This is a genomic window from Pseudomonas chlororaphis, assembly GCF_001921865.1.
In the GTDB taxonomy this organism is placed as follows: domain Bacteria; phylum Pseudomonadota; class Gammaproteobacteria; order Pseudomonadales; family Pseudomonadaceae; genus Aquipseudomonas; species Aquipseudomonas chlororaphis_D.
In genome coordinates this window covers 150,789-176,120 of record NZ_MSCT01000024.1, presented here as the reverse complement: position 1 = coordinate 176,120, position 25,332 = coordinate 150,789, and the positions used below count along the sequence as shown (strand labels likewise).

The 25,332-nt window shown below is 63.5% G+C and carries 24 protein-coding genes; 8 read left to right on the top strand and 16 right to left on the bottom strand.

Going from position 1 to position 25,332, the window contains the following annotated elements; all coding sequences use genetic code 11:
• Window positions 1-14 precede the first annotated feature (14 nt).
• Window positions 15-1,028, bottom strand: coding sequence for a porphobilinogen synthase (gene hemB / locus BTN82_RS29285; protein ID WP_075122480.1), 1,014 nt, complete (start codon window positions 1,026-1,028; stop codon window positions 15-17).
• Between the two features lie 207 nt (window positions 1,029-1,235).
• On the opposite strand from hemB, the gene BTN82_RS29280 reads away from it, so the two are divergent.
• Window positions 1,236-1,868 (top strand): DedA family protein, encoded by a 633-nt coding sequence (locus BTN82_RS29280; protein WP_075122479.1) that lies wholly within the window; start codon window positions 1,236-1,238, stop codon window positions 1,866-1,868.
• Here BTN82_RS29280 and BTN82_RS29275 read toward each other — a convergent pair.
• Window positions 1,849-3,084 (bottom strand): sterol desaturase family protein, encoded by a 1,236-nt coding sequence (locus BTN82_RS29275; protein ID WP_075122478.1) that lies wholly within the window; start codon window positions 3,082-3,084, stop codon window positions 1,849-1,851. The genes BTN82_RS29280 and BTN82_RS29275 overlap by 20 nt on opposite strands.
• Before the next feature lie 112 nt (window positions 3,085-3,196).
• Between BTN82_RS29275 and elbB the strand changes: the two genes are divergently transcribed.
• Window positions 3,197-3,865, top strand: coding sequence for an isoprenoid biosynthesis glyoxalase ElbB (gene elbB, locus BTN82_RS29270; protein WP_075122477.1), 669 nt, complete (start codon window positions 3,197-3,199; stop codon window positions 3,863-3,865).
• A 41-nt stretch (window positions 3,866-3,906) separates the two neighbouring features.
• On the opposite strand, the gene BTN82_RS29265 is transcribed toward elbB, so the two are convergent.
• The 5 genes from BTN82_RS29265 to BTN82_RS29245 all read right to left on the bottom strand — a co-directional run bounded on the left by BTN82_RS29265 (window position 3,907) and on the right by BTN82_RS29245 (window position 9,860).
• Window positions 3,907-4,362, bottom strand: coding sequence for a YaiI/YqxD family protein (locus BTN82_RS29265; protein WP_075122476.1), 456 nt, complete (start codon window positions 4,360-4,362; stop codon window positions 3,907-3,909).
• Window positions 4,363-4,465: 103 nt separating this feature from the next.
• Window positions 4,466-6,364, bottom strand: a complete 1,899-nt coding sequence (locus BTN82_RS29260; RefSeq protein WP_075122475.1) for an FTR1 family protein — start codon at window positions 6,362-6,364, stop codon at window positions 4,466-4,468.
• A gap of 262 nt (window positions 6,365-6,626) precedes the next feature.
• Window positions 6,627-7,259: a LysE family transporter gene (locus BTN82_RS29255; protein WP_075122474.1), complete on the bottom strand. Its 633-nt coding sequence runs from the start codon at window positions 7,257-7,259 to the stop codon at window positions 6,627-6,629.
• 112 nt (window positions 7,260-7,371) lie between these two features.
• Window positions 7,372-7,950, bottom strand: a complete 579-nt coding sequence (locus tag BTN82_RS29250) for a mechanosensitive ion channel family protein (protein ID WP_075122473.1) — start codon at window positions 7,948-7,950, stop codon at window positions 7,372-7,374.
• Window positions 7,950-9,860, bottom strand: a complete 1,911-nt coding sequence (locus tag BTN82_RS29245; protein ID WP_075122472.1) for an ATP-binding cassette domain-containing protein — start codon at window positions 9,858-9,860, stop codon at window positions 7,950-7,952. Before BTN82_RS29245 ends, BTN82_RS29250 begins: the two co-directional genes overlap by 1 nt.
• A gap of 50 nt (window positions 9,861-9,910) precedes the next feature.
• Between BTN82_RS29245 and BTN82_RS29240 the strand changes: the two genes are divergently transcribed.
• Window positions 9,911-10,375 carry a TIGR02444 family protein gene (locus BTN82_RS29240; protein WP_075122471.1) on the top strand — a complete coding sequence of 155 codons (465 nt, stop codon included), beginning with the start codon at window positions 9,911-9,913 and terminating at the stop codon, window positions 10,373-10,375.
• On the opposite strand, the gene BTN82_RS29235 is transcribed toward BTN82_RS29240, so the two are convergent.
• On the bottom strand, window positions 10,372-11,505 hold the full coding sequence (locus BTN82_RS29235; RefSeq protein ID WP_075122470.1) for an AlgP family protein: 1,134 nt from the start codon (window positions 11,503-11,505) through the stop codon (window positions 10,372-10,374). The two genes, BTN82_RS29240 and BTN82_RS29235, sit on opposite strands and share 4 nt — an antisense overlap.
• A 193-nt stretch (window positions 11,506-11,698) precedes the next feature.
• Between BTN82_RS29235 and BTN82_RS29230 the strand changes: the two genes are divergently transcribed.
• Complete coding sequence (locus BTN82_RS29230; protein ID WP_075122469.1) at window positions 11,699-12,364, top strand: FKBP-type peptidyl-prolyl cis-trans isomerase; 666 nt, start codon at window positions 11,699-11,701, stop codon at window positions 12,362-12,364.
• A gap of 63 nt (window positions 12,365-12,427) precedes the next feature.
• Here the strand turns inward: BTN82_RS29230 and BTN82_RS29225 are convergent, their stop codons facing one another.
• The 7 genes from BTN82_RS29225 to BTN82_RS29195 form a co-directional block, all read right to left on the bottom strand.
• Entirely contained in the window at window positions 12,428-12,886 is a 459-nt protein-coding gene (locus tag BTN82_RS29225; protein ID WP_075122468.1) for an Rsd/AlgQ family anti-sigma factor, read from the bottom strand.
• A 209-nt stretch (window positions 12,887-13,095) separates the two neighbouring features.
• Window positions 13,096-13,617, bottom strand: a complete 522-nt coding sequence (locus tag BTN82_RS29220; protein ID WP_075122467.1) for a disulfide bond formation protein B — start codon at window positions 13,615-13,617, stop codon at window positions 13,096-13,098.
• Window positions 13,618-13,778: 161 nt separating this feature from the next.
• Window positions 13,779-15,017, bottom strand: a complete 1,239-nt coding sequence (locus BTN82_RS29215; protein WP_075122466.1) for a heme biosynthesis protein HemY — start codon at window positions 15,015-15,017, stop codon at window positions 13,779-13,781.
• On the bottom strand, window positions 15,014-16,153 hold the full coding sequence (locus tag BTN82_RS29210) for a uroporphyrinogen-III C-methyltransferase (protein WP_075122465.1): 1,140 nt from the start codon (window positions 16,151-16,153) through the stop codon (window positions 15,014-15,016). The genes BTN82_RS29215 and BTN82_RS29210 overlap by 4 nt, the downstream gene beginning before the upstream one ends.
• Window positions 16,154-16,170: 17 nt before the next feature.
• Window positions 16,171-16,938 (bottom strand): uroporphyrinogen-III synthase, encoded by a 768-nt coding sequence (locus BTN82_RS29205; protein ID WP_075122464.1) that lies wholly within the window; start codon window positions 16,936-16,938, stop codon window positions 16,171-16,173.
• A complete protein-coding gene (hemC, locus tag BTN82_RS29200) occupies window positions 16,935-17,876 on the bottom strand; it encodes a hydroxymethylbilane synthase (RefSeq protein ID WP_075122463.1) in 942 nt (313 codons plus the stop codon). The genes BTN82_RS29205 and hemC overlap by 4 nt, the downstream gene beginning before the upstream one ends.
• 138 nt (window positions 17,877-18,014) lie before the next feature.
• Window positions 18,015-18,761, bottom strand: coding sequence for a LytR/AlgR family response regulator transcription factor (locus BTN82_RS29195; RefSeq protein ID WP_075122462.1), 747 nt, complete (start codon window positions 18,759-18,761; stop codon window positions 18,015-18,017).
• Between the two features lie 591 nt (window positions 18,762-19,352).
• Here BTN82_RS29195 and argH point away from each other — a divergent pair.
• Window positions 19,353-20,747, top strand: a complete 1,395-nt coding sequence (gene argH, locus BTN82_RS29190; RefSeq protein WP_075122461.1) for an argininosuccinate lyase — start codon at window positions 19,353-19,355, stop codon at window positions 20,745-20,747.
• 55 nt (window positions 20,748-20,802) lie between these two features.
• Here the strand turns inward: argH and BTN82_RS29185 are convergent, their stop codons facing one another.
• Entirely contained in the window at window positions 20,803-21,462 is a 660-nt protein-coding gene (locus BTN82_RS29185; RefSeq protein ID WP_075122460.1) for a glutathione S-transferase family protein, read from the bottom strand.
• A 125-nt stretch (window positions 21,463-21,587) separates the two neighbouring features.
• On the opposite strand from BTN82_RS29185, the gene BTN82_RS29180 reads away from it, so the two are divergent.
• The 3 genes from BTN82_RS29180 (at window position 21,588) to BTN82_RS29170 (ending at window position 25,331) form a co-directional block, all read left to right on the top strand.
• The gene (locus BTN82_RS29180; RefSeq protein WP_075122459.1) at window positions 21,588-21,872 is read left to right on the top strand and encodes a hypothetical protein; all 285 of its coding nucleotides are present in this window, start codon (window positions 21,588-21,590) and stop codon (window positions 21,870-21,872) included.
• A 186-nt stretch (window positions 21,873-22,058) separates the two neighbouring features.
• Complete coding sequence (locus BTN82_RS29175) at window positions 22,059-22,304, top strand: TIGR02647 family protein (protein WP_075122458.1); 246 nt, start codon at window positions 22,059-22,061, stop codon at window positions 22,302-22,304.
• 177 nt (window positions 22,305-22,481) lie between these two features.
• The gene (locus BTN82_RS29170; protein ID WP_075122457.1) at window positions 22,482-25,331 is read left to right on the top strand and encodes a class I adenylate cyclase; all 2,850 of its coding nucleotides are present in this window, start codon (window positions 22,482-22,484) and stop codon (window positions 25,329-25,331) included.
• Window position 25,332: the final 1 nt, after the last annotated feature.

Here is a 25,332-nt window from a genome sequence, read left to right as displayed (position 1 = left end):
TGTTCCTGGGAGGGCTATTTTTGCTCTCGTAACAATTGAGCAGCACGAACGGCAAAGTAAGTCAGGATGCCATCGGCACCCGCGCGTTTAAAGGCGGTCAAGGATTCGAGGATCACCCCTTCACCCAACCAGCCATTCTGGATCGCCGCCATGTGCATGGCATATTCGCCGCTGACTTGGTAGACAAAGGTCGGCACCTTGAATTCATCCTTGACCCGAAAAAGGATGTCCAGGTACGGCATGCCCGGCTTGACCATGACCATGTCCGCGCCTTCGGCGAGGTCGGCGGCCACTTCATGCAGGGCTTCGTGGCTGTTGGCCGGGTCCATCTGGTAGGAGGCCTTGTTGGCCTTGCCCAGGTTCAGCGCCGAACCGACCGCATCGCGGAACGGGCCGTAATAGGCGCTGGCGTACTTGGCCGAATAGGCCATGATCCGCACATTGACGTGCCCGGCCAGCTCCAGGGCTTCGCGGATCGCCTGGATACGCCCGTCCATCATGTCCGAAGGCGCCACCACCTGGGCGCCGGCCTCGGCATGGGACAAGGCCTGCTTGACCAGGGCGTCGACGGTGATGTCGTTCTGCACATAACCGTCTTCATCAAGAATGCCGTCCTGGCCGTGAGTGGTGAACGGGTCGAGCGCCACGTCGGTGATCACCCCCAGCTCAGGGAAACGCTCGCGCAGCGCACGGGTGGCGCGCTGGGCAATACCCTGCGGGTTCCAGGCTTCGGCGGCGTCCAGCGACTTGAGCGCCGGCGGCGTCACCGGGAACAGCGCCAACGCGGGAATCCCCAGCTCGACCCATTTCGCCGCTTCCTCGACCAGCAGGTCGATGGTCAGGCGCTCGACGCCCGGCATCGACGCCACCGCTTCCCGACGATTTTCGCCTTCAAGCACAAATACCGGCAGGATCAGGTCGTCGACGGTCAGGACGTTTTCACGAACCAGGCGACGAGAGAAATCATCGCGACGATTGCGGCGCAGGCGAGTGGCGGGAAACAAACGGTTGGCTGGGGTAAAGCTCACGACAGACTCCTGAGCCCGCGCAAGCGGGCGAGCGTGACAGTTATAAGCGGCCATTATGACGAACGGATGACAGTTGTGCTTAACCCTGTGACCGGTAGTCGCAGACATTGTCAGGCCGGCATTTGTTCACGTCGAGACACATTTGGATACTTTCCTCCATGGGCTCGAAGGGTTAGGCTGCGCGTTCATTTCGCCAGCATCCAGACAATGCTCCAACAATTTCTTCAGGAATTCGGCTACTTCGCCCTCTTTCTCGGCACGTTCTTCGAAGGCGAGACCATCCTGGTCCTGGCCGGTTTCCTCGCGTTTCGCGGATACATGGACATCAACCTGGTGGTGGTCGTGGCGTTCTTCGGCAGCTATGCCGGCGACCAGCTGTGGTACTTCCTGGGCCGCAAGCACGGACGCAAACTGCTGGCGCGCAAGCCGCGCTGGCAGATGATGGGCGATCGGGCGCTGGAGCATATCCGCAAGCATCCGGACATCTGGGTGCTGAGCTTCCGCTTCGTCTACGGCCTGCGCACGGTGATGCCGGTGGCCATCGGCCTGTCGGGGTACCCGCCGGGTCGCTATCTGTTGCTCAACGGTATTGGTGCGGCGATCTGGGCCGCGGCCCTGGCTGCCGCGGCCTATCACTTCGGCGCCGTGCTCGAAGGCATGCTGGGCAGCATCAAGAAATACGAGCTGTGGGTGCTCGGCGCCCTGCTGGTCCTGGGCTTTGCCCTGTGGCTGCGTCGCCGCTTCAAGAATGCGCGGCTGGCCAAGGCGGTCTACGAGGCCGAACAGGTCAAGCAGAACGCACAGAGCGGCTGTTGCAAGCCTAAGACGCCAGTCGAGTAAGGCGGCCCCGGCAACAGTAAAGCCCGATAACGCTAAGCAGGCTGTAGCAGGCCAGGCCGACCCAGCCCAGGGCGCTGGCCGGCCACAACCCGGCCAGGGGCGCCAGCCACACCAGCGCCAGGTTCGACGCCAACCGCAGCCCCTCCATCTTCAGCGCCCACGGGCGGTTCTCCAGTGCCACCCCCAGCACGAACAGCCCCAGGGCCATGACGCTCCAGCCCAACACCAGGGCCGCGGTCGGCAGGCTCTCGCCCAGGTTCATCAAGTAGCTGCCGAAGGCCGCGTACACCGCGAACTGCGCCACCACATAGACCTGCTGCCGGGCATCCAGCGGCACCTCGAACTTACGGAACTGGCCGAGGTCGGGCTTGCGCATCGGATACCGGGCCGCCACGTCCGCGGGGCGCCAGCCGGTGCGCATGAACCAGATCCGCAGCTTGTCCCAATAGCGCTCGGCACGCCGCGCATCGTCGAACAGCTGGGCATAGAACTGCAGGTTGGCCCACAACGGGTTCCAACTGGCCAGGGGCGTGGTCACGCCGAATACCGCCGGCTCGTTGTCGTCTTCCTCCTGAAAGGTGCCGAACAACCGGTCCCAGATAATGAACACCCCGCCGTAGTTGCGATCCATGTAGAGAGCGTTCTGCGCATGGTGAGCCCGATGATTGGACGGCGTGACGAAAAACCACTCGAACCAGCCCAGCTTCGGAATGTGCCGGGTGTGCACCCAGAACTGGTACAGCAGGTTGAGCGCCCCGACGCTGACGAACACCAGCAGCGGCACCCCCAGCACGGCCATCGGCAGATAGAAGATCCAGCTCAGCAGGAAGCCGGTACTGGTCTGGCGCAACGCCGTGGACAGGTTGTAGTCCTCGCTCTGGTGATGCACCGAATGCGCCGCCCAGAGGATGTTGCGCTCATGGCCCATGCGGTGCAGCCAGTAGTAGCAGAAGTCGTAGAGGATAAAGGCGAACACCCAGACCCAGGCGCTCTCGGCCGACAGGGTAAAGAGCCCCAGGTGTTCCAGGGCAAAGGCGTAGGTCACCAGGCCGACGCCCTTGGTCAGCAACCCGGTGGTGGTCGACAAGGCGCCGGTACTGAGGCTGTTGATGGCGTCCGCGACCCGATAGTTGTTCACCCCTCGCCAGCGATCGACGAACAGCTCGAGGGCTATCAGCACAAAGAAAAACGGCACCGCGTAAAGGATGAAATTCATGGCACGACCCAAGGTAATCCTGAAGGAAGATTAGGTCGGGCGGCGGGATAACCCTATGGCAACGGGCGACAAATTAGTGGACATTTAACGCCATGAATCTGGAGGAAAAACCATGAGCAAAAAAGTTGCAGTGATCCTTTCCGGCTGCGGCGTCTACGACGGCGCCGAGATCCACGAAAGCGTCATCACCCTGCTGCGCCTGGACCAGCGCGGCGCGCAGGTGCAGTGCTTCGCCCCGAACATCGCCCAATTGCATGTGATCAACCACCTGACCGGCGAAGAGATGCCCGAGTCGCGCAACGTCCTGGTGGAATCGGCGCGCATCGCCCGCGGCGAGGTCAAGGATATCCGCGAAGCCAACGCCGAGGACTTCGACGCGCTGATCGTGCCCGGTGGTTTTGGCGCGGCGAAAAACCTCTCCAACTTCGCCGTCGAAGGCCCTGGCTGCACGGTCCAGCCCGATGTCCTGGCGCTGACCGAAGCCTTTGCCGAAGCTGGCAAGCCGGTGGGCCTGATCTGCATCTCGCCGGCATTGGCGGCGAAAATCTACGGCCCGGGCGTGACCTGCACCATCGGCAACGACACGGCGACCGCGGCCGCCGTGAGCAAGATGGGCGCGACCCATGCCGAATGCACCGTCGGCGACATCGTCGAAGACAAGGCGCGCAAACTGGTCAGCACCCCGGCCTACATGCTCGCGCAGTCCATCGGCGAAGCCGCGGCCGGCATTAATAAGCTGGTGGATCGGGTGCTGGAACTGACCCACGAAAACGACGAATAACCCCACGGCGGCGAGCAGGCAAGCGCCCTCGCCGCGGTTCGTCAGGCCTGACGCGCCAGCCGCGTCAGGATCCGGTCCAGGGCATTGGCGAAGGCCTGCTTCTCGCGATCGCCGTACGGGCCTTGCCCGCCACCGACCTGCCCCTGCTCGCGCAGATCGGTAAACAGATTGCGCACCGCCAGCCGCTCGCCCATGTTCTGCTCGTCGAACTCCTTGCCCCGCGGGTCGAGGGCGGCCACGCCCTTCTTCACCAGCCGGTCGGCCAGGGGTACGTCGCTGCAAATCACCAGCTCGCCGGGCACGGCGTGTTCCACCAGATAATCGTCAGCCGCATCCGGGCCGCTGGGCACCACGATCAGCTTGACGCAGGCAAAGGCCGGCTTGATCTGCGCCTGTCCCGCCACCAGCACCAGCTCGAACTGGCGTTTGAGGGCGAACCTCACCACCTGATCCTTCGCCGCCTTGGGGCAGGCGTCGGCATCGATCCATACACGCATTGCATCATTCCTCTAAAAGCATCGCGGGCAAGCCTCGCTCCGACAGAAACACACCGTTCTGTGGGAGCGCGGCTTGCCCGCGATCATGAGCGAAGCGGATGCTTCAGGAAACCTGAGTTCGACGCTTCTCGGCCATACGGCTGCGGCTGTAGAGCACGATGATCGCCACGATCGCGATCGCCTGCGCCGTCAACGAGTAAGCATCGGCGTGAATGCCCAGCCAGTCGAAGTCGAAGAACGCCACTGGCCGCGTCCCGAAGATCCCGGCCTCCTGCAACGCCTTGACGCCATGCCCGGCAAAGACCACCGACAAGGCGCACAGCAACGCTGCGTTGACGCCGAAGAACAAGGCCAGCGGCAGTTTGGCCGAACCGCGCAGGATCACCCAGGCCAGGCCGACCAGCAGCACCAGCGCCGTGGCGCCGCCCGCCAGCACCGCGTTATGGCCCGCCGGGCCGGCTTGCAGCCACAGGGTTTCGTAGAACAGGATCACCTCGAACAGCTCGCGATAGACCGAGAAGAACGCCAGCACGGCAAAGCCGAAGCGTCCGCCGCCGCCCACCAGGCTGCTCTTGATGTAATCCTGCCACGCCGCCGCGTGCCGGCGGTCGTGCATCCACACCCCGAGCCACAGCACCATGACGCTGGCGAACAAGGCCGTGGCGCCTTCCAGCAGCTCGCGCTGGGACCCGCTGACATCGATCACATACGCCGCCAGCGCCCAGGTCGCCAAGCCGGCCAGCAGGGCCAGGCCCCAGCCGACGTTGACGCTGCGCACCGCCGATTGCTGGCCGGTATTGCGCAGGAAAGCGAGGATTGCCGCCAGCACCAGGATGGCTTCCAGGCCCTCGCGCAACAGGATCAGCAGGCCGGAGATATAGCTCAGCGACCAGCTCAAGCCATCGCTGCCCAACAGCCCCGCCGACTCCTTGAGCTTGGCCTTGGCCGCATCCAGGCGCTGCTCGGCTTGCGCCACCGGCAAGCCGTCCTGCAGCGACTGGCGGTAGGCCATCAGCGTTTTTTCCGTGTCCTTGCGTACCGTGGCGTCGACGTTGTCGAGGGAGCTTTCCACCAGCTCGAAACCTTCCAGGTAGGCTGCTACCGACAGGTCGTAGGCTTGTTCACGGTCGCCGGCGCGGTAGGCGGCCAGGCTCTTGTCCAGGGTCGAGGCGGTGTAGTCGAGCAGTTGCGCCGGGCCGCGCTTGACCTGCGGCGGCTGCGCGCGCTGGGCGCGGAATGTGGCCGCGGCCTCGGGGCCTTCGGCGGCTTGCACTTCGCTTGGGGTCTGGCGGGCCAGGTCGGCGAGGTTGTAGCTCTTGTCGCCTTTGGCCGCGGCCGGATTCGCCGTGAAGCCGGCGATGTAGGTCGCCAGGTCCCAGCGTTGACGGTCGTCCAACTGATCGGCGAACGCCGGCATATCAGTGCCTTCGACGCCCAGGCCGAGGGTGTTGTAGATCGCGTAGAGGCTCAGGTGATCCGTGCGCGCCGTATCCCGAAGGTTGGCCGGTGGCGGCGTCAGGCCAACGCCCGCCGGGCCGTCGCCGGCACCGGTTTCGCCGTGGCACACCGAGCAGTGCTGGGCGTACAGCGGTGCGCCGCGGGTCGGGTCGGGCGTGATGATCGGAGCCTGGCTGACCTCATAGGCCACCGCCAGTTTCGCCCCCAGCTGCCGCGCCTGGCGGGCAACGAGCGCGCCGTCGGCCTTGGCCTTGACGGCACTGTCCAGGCTGGCGATGCCCTGCTCCAGCTCGGCCTTTTCCGGCTTGGCCGGCAGGTCGGCGACCAGGCCTCGCAGCACGCCGAGAAACTCCACTTGCTCCCGGTATTCGGACTCGTCGATCACCTTGCCCGCCTCGACCGTCGGCGGATAGTCCGCGCCAATGTAGTCGAGCAGATGCAGCGCCTTGGGCGCGCCTTCTACGGTGTCCGCCAGCAGGTTGGCGCTGCACAGGGCCAATAGCGGCAGCACGAGCCACGCCAGGAAACGGGAGGGGGCAGTCATGAACGAATCTCAAATGGAAATACGAAGTAACACATTGTTCACTTAGAGTGACTTTCACTCAAGCGTTGTCGCGTAACCCCCGGCCATCCGCAAAGACCCAATGCTGGCGCAAAGCCTTGTGTCGCCTGGGGCCTGGGGTTTCCTGAAGAAAAGTGAAATAAATCCAGGCGCCGCCGCTCAGGCGGAAATCGCCTTGCAGCTTGCGTATCCACCCCCCATGAAAAAGGCGCCTCTTGGGGCGCCTTGTTCAGTAGCCGACGTCTTAGACCGGCGCTTTGCGAATCGTCGCCAGCAACCCGGCGGCCCCGAGAAACAGCCCGGCGAAGGTGCGATTCATGCGGCGTTGCTGGGTGGGCGTGCGCAGCAGGCGCAGGACCTTGGAGGCCAGGCCGGTGTAGCCGGCCATGACGATCAGGTCGACGACGATCATGGTCGCCCCGAGGATCAGGTACTGCTTCACCAGCGGCGCGTGGGGATCGATGAACTGCGGCAGGACCGCCAGCATGAACACCAGGGCCTTGGGGTTGCTGATATTGACCAGGAAGCCGCGGAACACCAGTGCCAGGGGCTTGCCGATCGGCCGGATCGCCGCGTCGTCGCTCAGGTTGCTCGGCAGCGCGCGCCATTGTTTGACCGCCAGGTAGACCAGGTACGCCACGCCGAACCATTTGATTGCGTAGAAGGCCGTCGAGGACGCAGCGAGAATCGCCCCCACGCCGGCCGCGACAATCGCAATCTGCATGGCCAAGCCCAGTTGCAGACCGAGGGCGTTCCAGTAACCGCGCCAGAAACCGTATTGCAGGCCGCAGGACATCGACGCAATCGCGCCGGCCCCCGGGGAAAGGCTGATCACCCAGCACGCGGCGAAAAACGCCAGCCATGTCTCAAGAACCATCGCACACCTCGGCTCGAATTCGTCGTAGACGCCTAAGCTAATGCGCCGGCCAGCGGATGACCATAGATTTTTGTCGGGCAAGCGCCGCGGTTACAGAGAGGGCGAAGGACGCTTACTTCTCGCCTGCGCCCGGCAGTACATCGCTACCGCGCCAGCGGCGCACCGAACGCTGGAAGAACAGGCTGTTGGGCACTTGCACCATGACACTGCCGGTGCCGGCTTCTTCGGCTTCGATCAGCGAGGTGTACAACAGGTTGATCGCCACCACCCGGCCTTTGATACCCGGCTTGTCGAGGGTGTCCACCAACTCGACCACATCGCCGATGCGGAACGGGCCCACGGTGAAGATCAGGATCGCGCAGAGCAGGTTGGACAACACGCTCCACATGGCGAAGAAGGCCACCGCGGCAACGGCGACAAACCCGGACAAGGCGGTCCAGAGCACCGTCGCCGACACCCCGAGGCGTTCCAGCACGAAGATCAGCGCACTGCCCATGATCAGCCACCGCAGGCCGCCCCGCAGCGGCATCAGCAACTGCGGCGGGAACGGATAACGTTCGCCCAGGCGGGTCAGGCCACGTGCGACAAAGCGCTGGGCAATGTAGCCGGCCAGCAGGATCAGCAGGATCTGCACCGCGACCCACAGCGGCTCGACCCACTGGATTGGCAACGGCAGCTTGAACGCGTCCATCAGGACAAGGCTTCCAGTTCCGCCTGCATGCTTTCCAGCAATTCCAGGGCCTCCATCCAGGTTTCTTCCAGCTCGCCTTCGCGCACCTTCAGCCTGGCCTGCTCGGCCAGCAGGTCGCGCAATTCGTCCTTGCGCGCCGCCTCATAAAGGCCGCTGTCGCCGAGGCTGGTCTCGATTTTCGCCAACCGCTCGTGAACCTTGCCCAGCTCGGCTTCCAGCTTGTCGGCCTCGCGCTTGTGTGGAGCCAGTTGCTGACGCAAGGCAGCGGCAGCCTGACGCTGGGCCTTTTTGTCGGTCTTGTCCGGGTTGACCGTGGCCGTGCTGACCGGCGCGTTGCGCAGACGGAAGTCCACCAACCAGCGCGCATAGTCCTCCAGGTCGCCGTCGAACTCTTCGACCTTGCCGTCGGCCACCAGGAAGAAGTTATCGGTGGTGCTTTTAAGCAAGTGACGATCGTGGGAAACCACCAATACCGCACCACTGAACTCTTGCAGGGCCATGGTCAGCGCCAGGCGCATTTCCAGGTCCAGGTGGTTGGTCGGTTCGTCGAGCAGCAACAGGTTCGGCTTGCCCCAGGCGATCAGCGCCAGGGCCAGGCGAGCCTTTTCGCCGCCGGAGAAGTTCAGCACCGGCTCGTCGATCCGCGCACCGCGGAAGTCGAAGCCGCCGAGGAAGTCGCGCAGGGTTTGCTCGCGCTCGGTCGGCGCCAGGCGCTGCAAATGCAGCAGCGGGCTGGCCTTGGAATCCAGGGAGTCCAGCTGGTGCTGGGCGAAGTAGCCGACCACGGTGTTCTCGCCACGGGTCAGGCGGCCGCCCAGCGGCGACAGTTCGCCGGAGAGGTTCTTGATCAGGGTCGACTTGCCCGCGCCGTTCGGGCCTAGCAGACCGATACGCGCACCCGGGGTCAATTGCAGCTTGACCTTCTCCAGGACGGTTTTTTCGCCGTAGCCCAGGCGCGCGTCGGACAGGTCGAGCAGCGGGCTGGAGATCTTCTCCGACTCGCGGAACACGAAGTCGAACGGCGAATCGACATGGGCGGCGGACAGCTCTTCCATCCGCTCCAGGGCCTTGATCCGGCTCTGGGCCTGGCGGGCCTTGGTGGCCTGGGCCTTGAAGCGCGCAATGTACTTTTCCATGTGCGCGCGTTGCGCCTGCTGCTTCTCGTAGGCTTGCTGCTGCTGCGCCAGGCGCTCGGCACGGGCGCGCTCGAAGGCGCTATAGCCGCCGCGATAAAGCGTGATCTTGCGCTGGTCGACGTGAGCTACATGGTCGACCACGGCATCGAGGAAATCACGGTCGTGAGAAATCAGCAGCAAAGTGCCGGGATAACCCTTGAGCCAGTCTTCCAGCCAGAGGATCGCATCCAGGTCCAGGTGGTTGGTCGGTTCGTCGAGCAGCAGCAGGTCCGACGGGCACATCAAGGCCTGCGCCAGGTTCAGGCGCATCCGCCAGCCGCCGGAGAAATCGCCAACCTGGCGGTCCATCTGCTCGTTGCTGAAGCCAAGGCCCGCCAGCAACTTGCGCGCCCGGGCGTCGGCGGTATAACCGTCGGCGCTGTCCAGCTCGGCATGCAGGCGTGCCTGGGCCGCGCCGTCGTGGGCGGCTTCCGCGGCGGCCAGATCACGCTGCACTTCGCGCAGGCGCAGGTCGCCATCGAGCACATAGTCGACCGCCAGCCGTTCGAGGGTATCGACCTCCTGGCGCATATGGGCGATACGCCAGTCAGCCGGCAGGAAGCAGTCGCCCGAATCCGGGTGCAACTCGCCGCGCAGCAAAGCGAACAGGCTGGATTTGCCGGCGCCGTTGGCACCGATCAGGCCGGCTTTCTGGCCGGCGTGCAGGGTCAGCTCGGCGTCTTCTAGCAGACGTTGCGGACCACGCTGTAAAGTCAGGTTCTGAAGTCGAATCATAATGGCGGCGGAGTCTACCAGCTTCGTTGGCAACTGGCGCGAGTAGCGATATGTCCCCTGACCTGTGGAGTTTCACCCTCAAGACCTACGCCCGTCCGGGCGTCGAGGAGGCCTGCCTGAACCTGCAGGCGGCCGGGGCCAATGTCTGCCTTTTGCTCTGTGCGGCCTGGCTGGGCGCACGCGGAGTGGCCTGCAACACCCAGCGCGTGGAACAACTGCGAGCCCTGGGCCAGCCTTGGCACGACGACGTCGTCAAGCCGCTACGACAGTTGCGCACGCAATGGCGCGCGGGCGCGAGTACGGACCCGCAACTGGCGGCGTTGCGCGAACAGATCAAGGCACTGGAACTGGAAGCCGAACGGCAACTGCTGTTGCGCCTGGAGACACTGGCGGGGGAATGGTCGGAAGGTGCGGCGCAGGATCTGACGAACTGGCTGGAAGGGCTGGCGGCCGAAGCCGCCGACCTTGACCGCGACGCGCTGCAGGTGCTGCGCGTCGCGGCGACCGGCGCTTAGGAAGCGCTGGTTGGCGTGGTGCTGGTAGCAGTAGCTGGAGCTGGAGTGCTCGCTGCCGGAGCTGGCGAAGCTACAGGGGCCGCAGGCTTGGCAGCAGGAGCAGCCGGAGTCGCTGGCTTGGCGGCCGCTGGAGCGGTTGCCGGTTTGGCAGCAGCAGGTTTGGCGGCGACTGGCTTCTTCACCGCAGGTTTGGCTGCCGGCTTGGCCGCGGGTTTCGCCGCTGGCTTGGCTACAGGTTTGGCAGCAGTCGGTTTGGCGGCGGGCTTGGCTGCAGCAGGCTTGGCCGCAGCGGAAGCGGCGGGTTTGGCAGCTGCAGGTTTAGCCGCGGGCTTGGCTGCTGCCTTCACGGGAGCTTTTGCCGCAGCAGGTTTGGCGGCCGGCTTCGCAGCAGGTTTAGCGGCTGGCTTGGCGGCTGGTTTGGCAGCTACCGGCTTGGCGGCGGGCTTGGCTGCAGCAGGCTTGGCAGCGGGTTTTGCCGCTGGCTTGGCGGCAGGTTTGGCCGCTGCGGGTTTGGCAGCAGGTTTAGCGGGGGCTTTTGCCGCAACAGGCTTGGCGGCGGGTTTGGCTGTGGCAGGTTTGGCGGCGGCGGTTTTTGCCACTGGTTTGGCCGCGGGTTTGGCGGCAGGTTTGCTGGCCGCTTTGGCCGGGGCTTTCGCAGCAGGTTTGGCAGGCGCTTTGGCCGCTGGCTTGGCTGCAGCTTTCGCTGCTGGAGCAGTTGCTGGCTTGGCGGAGCGAGTGCTCAGCACCTTGGCTGCGGCTTCTTTGACCCGGCCTACACCCTGGGCCAGTTTCAGGCTTTCCTGGGCGTCGCGCTTGAGTTGCAGAATGTAGGTGCGGGTTTCGGATTGACGCCCCTTAAGTGCATCGAGCAGGTCTTCAAGTTCTTTCACCGCGTCCTTGGCTTTGGCTTGTGCCTTGGCCTTGCCGGCCGCCGCGGCGTCCTGCAATTTAGTGCGCGACTTGTGCAGTTTTTCCTGTGCCTTGCCGCGTTGTTTTTCCAGTTTGGCGAGCAACTTTTCAGCATCAGCCAAGGCTTGGGAACAAGCGTTTTCCAAGTGTTCGAGCAGGCTGCCCGAAAGCTGTTGGAGCAAATGCAACGGAGTATTTACAGGCTTCTTATTGGCCGACATGGGTTACCTCCTGGCTGACGTGAGTTGCGGCTCATACTAGACCTCTGCTGCTACCGCCGCTAGGGCATGTTGACAGTATCGAATGCCATGCGTTGCAGACGATTGAAAATGTTCTTCGTACACCAGAAAGTTACTCAGCAGCCGGCACATTCACGCTGGCATAATTCACCCCATCTCAGGCCGGAGTGCGCCCATGTCGCGTTACCTTTTTTTATCCCTGTGCGTGTTCCTGCCGCTGGCTCAGGCCGCAGAAGATCCGCAGAAAAACGATGCCCACGACCTGGCCTACAGCCTCGGCGCGAGCCTCGGCGAACGCCTGCGCCAAGAGGTGCCGGACCTGCAGATCCAGGCATTGGTGGAGGGATTGAAACAGGCCTATCAGGGCAAGCCCCTGGCACTCAAGGACGAGCGCATCGAGCAGCTTCTCGCCCAGCATGAAGCCCAGTCCAACGAGCAGGCAGGCAAACCGCAGATCGAAGTGGCGCTGGAAAACGAACAGCGTTTTCTGGCGACCGAGAAAAAACGGCCGGGAGTGCGCGAGCTGGAAAACGGCATCCTGCTGACCGAACTGGCGCCGGGCAACGGCACACGACCCGGACCTGACGGCTCGGTACAGGTGCGCTACACCGGGCGCCTGCCTGACGGCACGGTGTTCGATCAGAACCAGCAGCCGCAGTGGTTTCGTCTGGACAGTGTGATTGCCGGATGGCGCAGCGCCTTGCAACAGATGCCGACAGGCGCGAAGTGGCGCCTGGTGATTCCTTCGGCCCAGGCATACGGTGCCGACGGCGCCGGCGACCTGATCGCGCCCTATACGCCTTTGGTATTTGAAATCGAGTTGCTGGGAGCTACCGGCTAGGGCGCCGCAGAAATGAAAAACGGCGCGCAATGCGCACCGTTTCGGTAAACCTTTCGCTGCACCTCAGGCCTGAACGGCGGCCTCTTCCTTGTGAGCGTTGTGCAGCACTTCGATCAGGCAATCTTCCAACTCGAAGCGCTCATGCAACAGGCCGCCCAGCTCCTTGAACTTTTCCGCCACGCATTTGCCTTCGTCGCACAGGTCGTTGAACGCCAGCAGCTTTTCGGTGATGACGTCGATCCGCGGATAAATGGTTTCGGCCAGTTCGAGCCCACGCGTGTCGTTGAAGGCCTTGGCCTCGCCGGTCAGTTGTTCATAGATTTCAAAGTGCCCGGCAGAAACGTAGTCGACAAGGATTCCACAGAACTCCTGCAACGGCTGTCGATTCTCCGCCAGCGCCTCAGGCTCCGCGCCGAGAGCATCATAGGCTCGAACCAGTTCGTGACGCTCCTGCAACCAGCGATCGATCAGCAGATGCACTCCACCCCAGCGTTCCTGAGCATTCTGACAACTTTCCAGCATGGCGATCTCTCTTCCCTATATGGGTCATGCTGCTCTGAATCCGCCACTGGACTGAACATCGGCATCCGCCCAGGCAGAACAGCATCGAGCAACGTAATTGCGGTGACACGTGCGGGCCAGATTATGCCCGCTCGACAGCCGCTTCAAGGTACGCAGGAGATAAAGTTCATACAAGTGTTTAATCTTGAGCCCCGTCGCAAATCGACGACTCAGGCCCCGGCCGCCTTGAGCCGGCCCCGCGATAGAAGCCACGCCAGACGCCAAGCACTCAGAATCAACACGCTGATGAAAAACAACAGGCTCCACTCCGCGGCGCTCATGTCCAGCAACGTCCAGGTGACCTCCGCGCACTGTGCCGTTCCGGTAAAAACCAGCTGCAGGGCACGCCCCCAGGACAGATTGCCGAGCATGAACGGCATGTCCGGCAAGCACGCCAGCAGTTGATCCGACGGAATGTTCTGCAACAGTACATGGCGCCCAGCCGTGACGACGCCCGCCAGGCTGCCAAGCAGTTCCAGCAGCCAGTACAAGGCACTTGCCGGGTATTGTGGGCCATGCAGGAGGGCGACCAGGCTGATCGAGGTCAACAGCAACGCGCAGAAGCGCTGCAACACCCATAACAGGCAAGGCTCGAGCCCAACCCCGTACTCCAGGTGAAACGAAGCCCACAGGGCCAAGGCCCCGGTAAAAAACACCAGGAAAAACAGCAAGCGCGAGCCGGCCAGCGACATGAGGTATCCGCAACGGAAGAAACAGGCTGCCACGGTAGAGAAAGCGCCCGGCCCTTTCAAGGCGCGCCATGACAAGATCGGCGCGGCAAACGGACACTGCGGCCGGATCGGCCAATTCGCCAGGCGGGCCGACCCTCTCGGGTCGTGCCTGCCCTGCGGATCTAGACCCTGGCCGGAACCGGCAAGGGCGATGCCAGCAAACGTTCGTCCAGCAACCCCAGGCCTTCCTGGAACAACTGGTTGCTGCGCTCGGTATCGCCCAACTGCGCCAGCAGCCGGGCCAGTTCGGCGCACGCCTCAGGGTTACGCTGGATGCGCAGGCTGCTTTCCAGGTAATCCCGCGCCTTGCCCCAGAGACTGCTTTGCAGGCACAGGCGGCCCAGGGTCAGCAGCAAGCTCGGATCGTTGGGATGATCCTTGAGCCACTGCTCGGCAAACTGCAGTTGCCGCGCCGGATCGCTGCCACGCAACAAACCGTAGAGCCGTGCCAGATGGCTGTCGTATTTGCGCTTGAGGGCACCGCGCAGCACCTCTTCAGCCTCGGCCTCGGCGCCCAGTTGTCGCAGCTGCTCGGCATAGGCCAGCACCAGCTGCGGCTCCTGACGCTGCGCCGCAGTCAGTTGCTGCCAGGCGCGATTGAGCGATTGCAGGCCAACCGCGCCGTCTTCTTCACGGCGCGCCGCGAGCGTCAGGTTCTCGCCCCAGGCCCGACGTTCCAGCTCGGCCAGCTCATTGGCGGGCAGGACCTTATCCTTGCGCAGCTCGGGCAACAGGCGAATCACCGCCGACCAGTCGCCCCGCTGCTGTTGCAGGCGCTGCAATTGCCGCAGCACTTGAACGCTGTGCGGATGGCGCTCATGCATGGCTTGCAGGGTGTTCAGCGCGCCTTCGGTATCGCCGCGATCGGTCTGCAGTTGGGCATGACTCAAGGCCACCGCCAGCTCGGCCTGGGGCTGACGTTCGAGGGCGCGCTCCAGGAGCTTGTCGCATTCCTCGTAGTGTCCCTGTTCGTTCGCTGCTCGCGCCGCGCCAAGGTAATACAGAAGCGGCTGGCGCTCGGCTTCCGCGGCACGGTGCAAATGCCGCTGGGCGCTGGCCCAGCGACCTTCGGCCAGGTCCATCTGGCCTTGCTCGATGGCGATCTGCACGCGGCGGCTGCGGTTGCGCCGCGACCAGGGATTGACCACGCCGCTGGAAGCCATCACCAGCTCGACCAACGTCTTGATCCCCCAGATCACCAGCCAGATCACTGCGACCAGCGCCAGGGTCGCCCATAGGCTCGACTCGTAACGGAAGCTGTCATAGGCAACCAGGACGTAACCGGAATGTTCGGCAATCGCCAACCCCAACAACCCCGAAGCGGCAATGACCAGGAACAGAATCACATACAGGCGCTTCATGGGCTGGTCTCCTGCGCGGTACCCGCGGCAGGCTTGGCCGGTGGTTTCACCGACTCTTCAACACTCAGGTTGCGCCGCTCCAGATAGGCTTGAACGGCGCTCAGGGTCTTGCTCAGGTCCGGCGTCAACACGGTGACCGGCTGCTTGCTCAGTTCGGACACTCGCTCCAGCATGAGCTTGCTCTGCGGGTTGTCCTGGTTGAAGTTGCCCTTCAACACATCCCGGGCTTCCGCCAGGGCCTGGGTGTACACCGGCGCCTGGCCGTTCAACGCCGCCCACTGAGCCTGCTCCAGGGCCAGGCTCAACGCCAGGCGTACCTGCGTCAGGCTTTGCCCAGCCAGCAATGGCCGCACGTTCTTGTCAGCGTTGAAGTCGATGCGGATATAGCGCGAGATCTGCTCCCACCACTGCGCCCAGCGACTGGCGCCATCGCCATCGGCGGTCAGGCCCAGCAGCGAATCGCCACGGTCGCGGTACTCGGGGGCCAGTTCGGTGAGCTCGACGACCTGATCGCGCAACGCCCCCAATTGCAGGAACAGCCCAGTGCGGTCCGGCTGCTCGGTGCTACGCAGGGCCGCGAGGCTCTTGGCCAACTGCTCGCGAGCGGCGAAAGAGCCCGGGTCGTTCTGCTCGCGCAGGATCTCGTCGGCGCCCTGCACCAGGGCCTGGGCGCTGCTGATGTCCTGCAAGGCCGAAAGACGCAGGCTGGCGAGGCGCAGCAGATGCTCCGCCTCGGCCAGTCGCCAGTCCTTGCGGCTGGCGCCGAGCACGCTTTCCAGTTTCTGGCTGAGTCGCTGCTGGTCGCCTTGCAACTGCGCGACCAGACGACGTCGATCTTCCAACTCGCCGGCCGCCGGCAATTGCTCCAGGCGCGCCGTCAGACGCTGCTCATTGAGCTTCAGGTTCTGGGTCTCATCGCCCAGGGCCTGCAATTGCCCCAACTGCTGTTGATGGTTGGCCTGCAGGTGACGCACCTGCCAGACACCCCAGCCGCCGACGGCGACGCCGGCCGCCCCCAACAGCAGGGCCAGGATCGCCAAGCCGTTGCCACGGCGCGGCGCAACAGGAGTGGCGGGCTCGGCCGGTGCATCGAGTACCGGCTGGACATCATCTTTAGGCAAGGCTGTTTCGCTCACGTATCCATCCTTTGCGTTTAGAGAACGGGCACGGGTTGCTCCCGTAACGCCGTTAGCAAGGCCGCGGCGCTGGCGCCACGACAATCCACAACTTTCTCGGCCCCGGCGGCACGCGCCATCTCGGCGACCCGGGGGCTCGGCACGAACAACGGTAGCCGTGCCACCTCTGGCCAGGCCTCGCCGGCCAGCTGCTGCAAGTGCTCGAAACCCTGCCCACTGCTGACCACCAGCCCATTCAAGCGTTCCGCTCGAATGCGTTGCAGCAGGGTGCCGTCGGCGTAGCGCGGCAGCTCGCGGCGGTACAGTTCCAGATAATCGACACTAGCACCTTGGCCGCGCAAACGCTCAGCCAGCCACTCGCGACCGCCCTCCCCGCGCACGATCAACGTGCGCGGAGCAGGCCGTGCAATAGCCTCGCGCAACTGGGGAAGTTCAAGCAAGGCTTCGCTGTCGTCGCCCTGCTCGGGGAAAAATACCTCCAGGCCGTGATCGGCCAGAACCTGCGCCGTACCGGCGCCCACGCTGAACCAGCGCTGGCGGGGCGGCTGCGGCCAGAACCGTTCGAGCAACTGCACGGCCGCTCGCGCCGCCGGCTTGCTGACCACAATCACCGCGCAATAGCCCGGCAGGTCGAGCACTTTGGCGCGCTGGGCGTCGTCAAAAGGCAGCGCCTGGATGTCCAGCAAAGGCAGGCTGCTGCTGAACACACCGGCTTCGCCCAGCGTCTCGGCCAGCAGAGCCGACTCGTCCGTGGGCCGGGTCAGCAGCACACGCCAGCCGGTCACTCTTCGCCAGCCTCGCCATAGACTGCGCGCAGGATATCGTCGGCACCCTGGGCCAGCAGATCGTCCGCTACCTGCACTCCCAACGTCGCCGCCGCGCTACGCGGGGCCCGGGCCTCGGCACTGAGCAGCACACCGCCGCTCGGCTCGCCGACCAGGCCGCGTAACCACAGCTGGTCGCCTTCAAGCACCGCATAGCAGGCGATCGGCACCTGGCAGCCGCCATTCAGATGTTTGTTGAGGGCCCGCTCGGCAACGACCCGATCCGCCGTATCGGCATGATGCAGCGGTGCCAGCAGCCCGTGGATCTCGCTGTCGGCCGTGCGGCATTCGATGCCCACCGCACCCTGGCCGCCGGCTGGGAGACTGTCATCGACGCTGATCGAAGAAGTGATGCGCTCTTCAAAACCAAGACGGATCAGGCCCGCGGCGGCCAGGATAATGGCGTCGTACTCGCCGGCGTCGAGCTTGGCCAGGCGCGTGTTGACGTTGCCACGCAGGAAACGGATCTGCAGGTCCGGACGACGAGCCAGTAATTGCGCCTGGCGACGCAGGCTGGAAGTACCCACCACGCTGCCCGCAGGCAAGTCGTCAAGACTGGAATAGGTATTGGAGACAAAGGCGTCGCGCGGGTCTTCGCGCTCGCAGATACAGAACAGGCCCAGGCCTTCGGGGAAATCCATGGGCACGTCTTTCATCGAATGTACGGCGATATCCGCTTCGTTTTCGAGCAGCGCGGTCTCCAACTCCTTGACGAACAGGCCCTTGCCGCCGATTTTCGACAGCGGCGAGTCAAGCAGCTTGTCGCCGCGACTGACCATCGGCACCAGCGTCACGATCAACCCCGGGTGGGCGGCTTCCAAACGAGCTTTGACGTATTCGGCCTGCCACAAGGCCAAGGCACTTTTGCGGGTAGCGATGCGGATTTCGCGAGAGGACATGGATCAATCCGTACTGAAGAAAATACGGCAGATGATAACAGCTCAGCCAAATCAGCTTTGACTTGTATCAGGACAGCAGCCCTCCCTGGCCGCAGGAACGTTGCAGGCGTAATGGGCGATCCGTCTGGTCGCCCTGGCCTAGAGCTGCTGCATCATCTTGCGCACGCCGGCCACATGCCGTCGGCTGACGATCAATGCATCGCCGTTGAGACCCTTGAGGAACAACTGGAAATGCCCCAGAGGCGTACGCTGCAGACGCTCGATACGCTCGCGGGCTACCAGGGCGTTGCGGTGGATCCGCACGAAGCGCTCGCCGAATTCGTCTTCCAGCGCTTTCAGAGGCTCGTCCAGCAGGACTTCGCCGCCCTCGTGGCGCAAGGTCACGTACTTGTGGTCGGCAATGAAATAGACCACCTGACCCAGTGGGATCAGCTCGATGCCTTTGCGAGTACGCGCGCTGATATGGCTGCGTGGGCCGCTGCCGCTTTCGGCGGCAGGCCGGGTCAGGGCCGCAAGCTGCACCCTGTTGGGACGATCGGCCTTTTTCAACGCCTCGAGCAAATGCTCGGAACGCACGGGCTTGAGCAGGTGGCCGACCTCGCTGACATCAAAGGCTTCAAGAGCAAATTCGTCGGGAGCGGCGCAGAAGACCACCGCCGGAGGCGCCTCGCGCTCGCACAAGCGGGCAGCGACCTGCAGGCCATCGAGGCCCGGCATGCGGATGTCGAGAAGCACGATATCCGGCTTCAGGCTGTCGATCAGGGCCAATGCCTCTTCGCCATTGGTGGCGCTGGGCTCCAGGACACTGTATCCCTCAAGCTCACTGACCATACGGCTCAGCCGCTCGCGGGCTAGGGGTTCGTCATCAACGATCAGGACATTCATATTGCGCTGGATTCCTGCGTGAGTCTCGCACAAGGATAGCGTAGACAGGTGGAGTGACATCCGTCACCGCGATCCACGCTAAGACTAGTGCGAGGGCCAAAAAGTGCCCTGCCGCGGGCACCTATATTTACCCGGCCCTGAGCGATACCGCTCAAGGCCCGCCACTGCACGACATGGTCATGGGGATTGCTGATACAGGACACAAACACCCCCTCTCTTATAGTCGGCTTCTACCCCGGCCGCCTCCCCCTTGAATCCTGGGTGGCGTCGGAACCGAAGCGCGTGCGACAACGGCTGAGTGGTCAGCGCCCGGATTCGATGAAAGATCCAAGGCAGCGCTGCTCCTTCCAGTCCAACTGTAGACGGTTGCCAAGACGATATTGCTCAATCGATAAATATCGTTACATCACTCTTAGCACCCGACCTTCGCTCACCTAGTCTCTGCGCGCCCGAGGCCGGCGACAAGCGCCCGCAAGCCCGTGGCAGAAATAAAAACCTGCCGACCGGCGCCAGCTACAGGATTGGCAACCCTGTTATTATCCGCGGCAACTTTTCAGCCCATTTTCCTTCCAGCCGATCACGAGCGAATTCATGAGCACTGACAAGACCAATCAGTCCTGGGGCGGCCGCTTCAGTGAACCCGTCGACGCCTTCGTCGCCCGCTTCACCGCCTCCGTCACTTTCGACCAGCGCCTCTATCGTCATGACATCATGGGCTCGATCGCCCACGCCACCATGCTGGCCAAAGTCGGTGTACTGACCGACGCCGAGCGCGACAGCATCATCGACGGCCTGAAAACCATTCAGGGCGAAATCGAGGCCGGCACCTTCGACTGGCGCGTCGACCTGGAAGACGTGCACATGAACATCGAGGCGCGCCTGACCGACCGTATCGGCGTCACCGGCAAAAAGCTGCACACCGGCCGCAGCCGCAACGACCAGGTCGCCACCGATATCCGCCTGTGGCTGCGCGACGAGATCGACCTGATCCTGGCGGAAATCACCCGCCTGCAAAAAGGCCTGCTGGAGCAGGCCGAGCGCGAAGCCGACAGCATCATGCCGGGCTTCACTCACCTGCAAACCGCACAGCCCGTGACGTTCGGCCACCACATGCTGGCCTGGTTCGAAATGCTCAGCCGTGACTACGAGCGCCTGGTCGATTGCCGCAAACGCACCAACCGCATGCCGTTGGGCAGCGCCGCGCTGGCCGGCACCACTTACCCGATCGATCGCGAGCTGACCAGCCAGCTGCTGGGTTTCGACGCCGTCGGCGGCAACTCCCTGGACAATGTGTCTGATCGCGATTTCGCCATCGAGTTCTGCGCGGCCGCCAGCATCGCCATGATGCACCTGTCGCGCTTCTCCGAAGAGCTGGTGCTGTGGACCAGCGCGCAGTTCCAGTTCATCGACCTGCCCGACCGTTTCTGCACTGGCAGCTCGATCATGCCGCAGAAGAAAAACCCGGACGTTCCGGAGCTGGTTCGTGGCAAGAGCGGCCGCGTGTTCGGCGCCCTGATGGGCTTGCTGACGCTGATGAAGGGCCAACCCCTGGCCTATAACAAGGACAACCAGGAAGACAAGGAACCGCTGTTCGATGCCGCCGATACCCTGCGCGACTCGCTGCGCGCCTTCGCCGACATGATCCCGGCAATCAAACCCAAGCACGCGATAATGCGCGAAGCGGCGCTGCGCGGTTTCTCCACCGCCACCGACCTCGCTGACTACCTGGTGCGCCGCGGCCTGCCATTTCGTGACTGCCACGAGATCGTTGGCCATGCCGTGAAATACGGCGTGGAAACCGGTAAGGACCTGGCGGAAATGAGCCTGGAAGAACTGCGTAAGTTCAGCGATCAGATCGATCAGGATGTGTTCGCCGTGTTGACCCTGGAAGGCTCGGTCAATGCCCGCAACCATATCGGCGGTACCGCGCCCGCCCAGGTCAGGGCGGCGGCGGTTCGCGGCCAGGCGCTGCTGGCCAGCCGTTAAAAGCATCACGAGCAAGCTGGCTCCTACAAGAGCCAGCTTGCTCGTGACCAACGAGTTACTTCTTGCTGGCGATCATCGCCAGGAACTGCGGCATCGCCGCATCCTTGTCCGCCGCGACCCGCTGCACATTCGGCATCTGCTCCAGGCGCGCCATCAGGGCCTTGGCCGCCGGGATCTCGGCCAGGTAATCCACCCCGAACAGTTTCTGCCCCACCGCGCAGGCCAGGCTGACGCTGTAAAGGAAATACAGGTCCGCCACGCTCAGGCTGCCACCTGCCACATAGGGGGCGAACTTCGCGTGCCTGGCCAGCGAGGCGAAGCCCAGCGTCAATTCGTTACGGGATTTATCCTTGATCGCCTCGGGCACCGCCATGCCGAAAAACGCCTCGCCGTAACAGGCTCGCGCCGGCAGCTCGATGTACAACTCGATCTCCTTGGCCAGCGCCAGCACCTGGGCGCGCTCGAACGGATCGTTCGGCAATAGCGCCGGACCGGATTGGCTCTGCTCGAGGTATTCGAGGATCACGCTGGTTTCATTGATAACGCCCTGCTCCACCCCCAGCACCGGCACCTTGCCGCGCGGGCTGATGGCCAGCGCTTCGGGGCTTTGCCCGGCGTAGAACGGTACCTCTTCGAAAGGCAGACCTTTTTCCAGTAACGCCAGTTTCACCATGTTGTAGTAGTTGCTGACGGCGAATCCATAAAGCTTGAGCATCACGTAGCCTCCAGGCCGGGTACGGGGTTGGCAGCCCTTCTTATAGATCCTCGGCAGCCTGCTCGCCAGCAGCATCAGCCGGCTGAATACGGGTAAACTGGCGGCCTTTCCTTGAGGAGCCTGCCATGAGCGAGCCAGTTGATATCGACAACGACGAAGAAGAGTTCGCCGAAAACACCCTGATCGAAGCGATCGAGAACCAGATCGAAAGCGATAACCCACCGGCGGCCAAGGCCACGTTCAACAAGCTGACTCTGGTCGGCTATGAGCGTGACGAAATCCTCAACCTCATGGCCCACGTCTTGGCGGTGGAAATCGACGCGATCCTCGAAGAAGACCGCGCGTTCGACACCCAATGGTACGAAGCCGCGCTGCGCGCCCTGCCCGAGCTGCCGCCCGAGAAGAAATAAGCCCGCCACGCCTCGCACCCGCAACCGGCCGGCGCGACTGCCGGCCTTGACTACACTGGTACGCGCCCTGCGGCCAAATACCGCCGTCCAGAGGCGCAAAAGTCCGCAGCGGACACTGGACAGGCTGCCTAACTGCGGTCACCTTAAGGACGCTGTCGTCTAATTCCTAGAAAGTCTGGAGTCCTTATGTCGTATACCCCTGAGTTGGTTGCCGAACTGGAAATCCTTGCACTCTTCAACCTGGACAATTCCCAGGAAGGCCTGAAAATCCATCAGACCGCCGCCCCCCAAGCTATCGCCGCCGCACGACGCCTGTTCGAAAAAGAGCTTATTACCCAGCCCGATGGCGGTTACCTGACCAGCCTGGGCCGCGATGCCGCCGAGCATGCGCAAGGTCTGCTGACCATCCTGGCGGTCAAAGAACTCGCCTGAGGGTTTTCCCCTACAGCCCTCGGAATCCCCGCCTGTCGGATTCCGCGGGCAAGCCCTCAGCCAGACGCTGTAAATCTGACGTCAAAAATAAAATTCAGCTTAAAGCTCGCCCTCGACTGACTGTAAACTGCTCCCCATCTCAGACCTCCCACGTCCAAGCTTCGCGAGCCTGTTTGAATGACCCGCACCCATGAAATACGCCCAGATCTGGACGAGGGAATCGACCGCAAGGTTCTCAGCCAACTGCGTGCGCGCTTTCTGAAGCTCAACGAAGGACGCCTGGGGCGGGCCATGGAAGGGTTGTCGCTGCGCCAGCAACTGGTGCTCAACCTGTTGCCGCTGTTCTTTCACGTCAACCACCCGCTATTGCCGGGCTACGTATCGGGCGGCACCCCCGCCGGGCTGTCCAACTACGAGCCCGATGCATCGACGCTCAACGAAGCCCAGCGCCTGACCCGCTCGTTTTCCTACAAGGTCCGTCCCGGCAATGCTCCGCGCCCGATTCACGGCCTGTTCCTGATGGGCAGTCTGGGCACCCTGGCCCAGGCCGACCAGAGCGACATGGACGTGTGGGTTTGCCACGCTCCCGATCTCGGCGAAAACGAACTCGCCGAACTGCGCAAGAAATGCCTGCTGCTGGAGGCCTGGGCTGCCAGCCAGGGCGCCGAGGCGCACTTTTTCCTGATCGATCCCAGCCGGTTTATCCGCGGCGATCGCGACACCCAGCTGAGCTCCGACGATTGCGGCACCACCCAGCACTATCTGCTGCTGGACGAGTTCTACCGCACCGCCATCTGGCTGGCCGGCCGCACGCCGTTGTGGTGGCTGGTGCCGGTGTACGAAGAGGCCCGCTATCACCAGTACACCCATACGCTGCTGTCCAAGCGTTTCATTCCGGCCGATGAAAACCTCGACCTTGGCCACCTGGCTCATATTCCGCCGGGCGAATTCATCGGCGCCGGGCTCTGGCAACTGTTCAAGGGCATCGAGTCGCCGTACAAGTCCGTGCTCAAGCTGCTGCTGACCGAGGTCTATGCCAGCGAACATCCGCGGGTGGAGTGCCTGAGCCTGCGCTTCAAGCAGGCAGTCTTCGCCAATCGCCTGGACCTCGACGAGCTGGACCCGTACGTCGTGGTCTACCGACGCATCGAGGAATACCTCAAGGCGCGCGGCGAGCCGGAGCGCCTGGAGCTGGTACGGCGCAGCCTGTACCTGAAGGTCAACCGCAAGCTCACCGGCAACAGCGGCGCGCGCAACCCGAGCTGGCAGCGCACGCTGCTCGAACGACTGGCCCACGAATGGGGCTGGGATCACCGCCAGTTGGCCATGCTCGACAGCCGCAGCCAGTGGAAAGTCCGCCAGGTCAGCGCCGAGCGCCGGGCCCTGGTCAACGAACTGAACTACAGCTATCGCTTCCTGACCCAGTTCGCCCGCACCGAGCAGACCCTCGGCCTGATCAACAAACGCGACCTGAATGTCCTGGGCCGCCGCCTGTACGCAGCCTTCGAGCGCAAAGCGGGCAAGGTCGAATTCATCAACCCCGGCATCGCCCCGGATCTGGCCGAAGACACCCTGACCCTGGTGCAATCGCCCAACAAGAAAGAGCCTGGGCAAACCCTCTGGGGCCTGTACAACGGCAACTTGAACGCCCTTGAATGGGAGCACTTCGCGCCGATCAAGCGCAGCCGCGAACTGCTGGAGCTGCTGACCTGGTGCCATCGCAACGGCGTAATCGACAGCAGCACGCGCCTGGCGCTGCATCCCGGCAGCAGCGACCTGAGCGAGTTCGAGCTGTTCAATCTGCTGGGCTGCCTGCAACAGACCATCGCCCTGCCCCTGGGCACTGTCAGCGAAGAGCGCCTGCTTCACGCCAGCGTGCCCAGCGAAGTGCTGGTCCTGGTTAACGTCGGCCGCGATCCGCTCAAGCACCACCGCGACCTGAATATCCTGATGACCACCGAGCGCACCGACTCCCTGAGCTACGCCGGGGTCCGGGAAAACCTGGTGCTGACCCTCGACCAGGTGACGCTCAACAGCTGGAACGAAGTGCTGGTGAGCCGTTACGACGGCGCCCATGCCCTGCTCGACTGCCTGCGCGACTACCTCAACAACCTGCCGCGCGGCCCCGAACAACCGAAGCTGCGGGTGCGCTGCTTCTGCCACAACCGGGCACAGTTCATCGCCCAACGGGTCGAAGAGTTGTTCGACATGGCGCAGAACCTGCTGCTCAGCCAGCTCAATCATCGCTACCTGATCCAGGTACAACAGCATTACCACGTGCTGGAGCTGGTGCCGGGCCAAGTCAACCATGTGGCACTGGCGAGCCTACCGGCGCTGGTCGATTACCTGAGCGAGGAACAGTCGAGCTACAGCCCGCTGTACCTGGACCCGATGGCCCTGGAGGAGCACGACCTGGCGCTGATCCTGCCGATGGGCCAGCCTGACTGCATCCAGGTGTTCTACCGCGTCATCGAAGCCCAGGCCGAGCTGTATGTGCTGGATGAGTTCGATGCGCTCTGGCAGCAAAGCCTGCCCTACCACGACGAGCAGAGCCTGTTGGTGCCCCTGCAACGCTTCTTGCAGTCGATTCTCTATCGACGCGACGCCCAGCTGCCGATGGATGCCGCGCAGGCGCTGGTCCCGCTGGATATTTTGTATTACCAGATATTGCCCTCGGGCAGCACCCGGGCCCGCCGGGTCGAACCGCGCCCGGCACCGCAGACGCCGGCCGACAAACCCTTCTATGACGTACAGGGCATCATCGGCAAAGCCGCACCGGGGCAGGTGCAAGTCACCCTGTATTGCAATCAGCGGGAGTTTTCCGAACTGGAGCATGGCGACCAGTTGTTTGCCGCGGTCGCTCAGGAAATTGTCGGCCAACGTCGTGAAACCGAACGCTATCGCTGCTACATCACCGACCTGGACCTGTCCGGCCTGCTCGGCGACCACCACGGCTCAAGCAACCTCTACCTGCGTTACAAGGCCGACCTGGAGCGCGCCTTGAACGACGCGCTCGAACAGGTCTAGC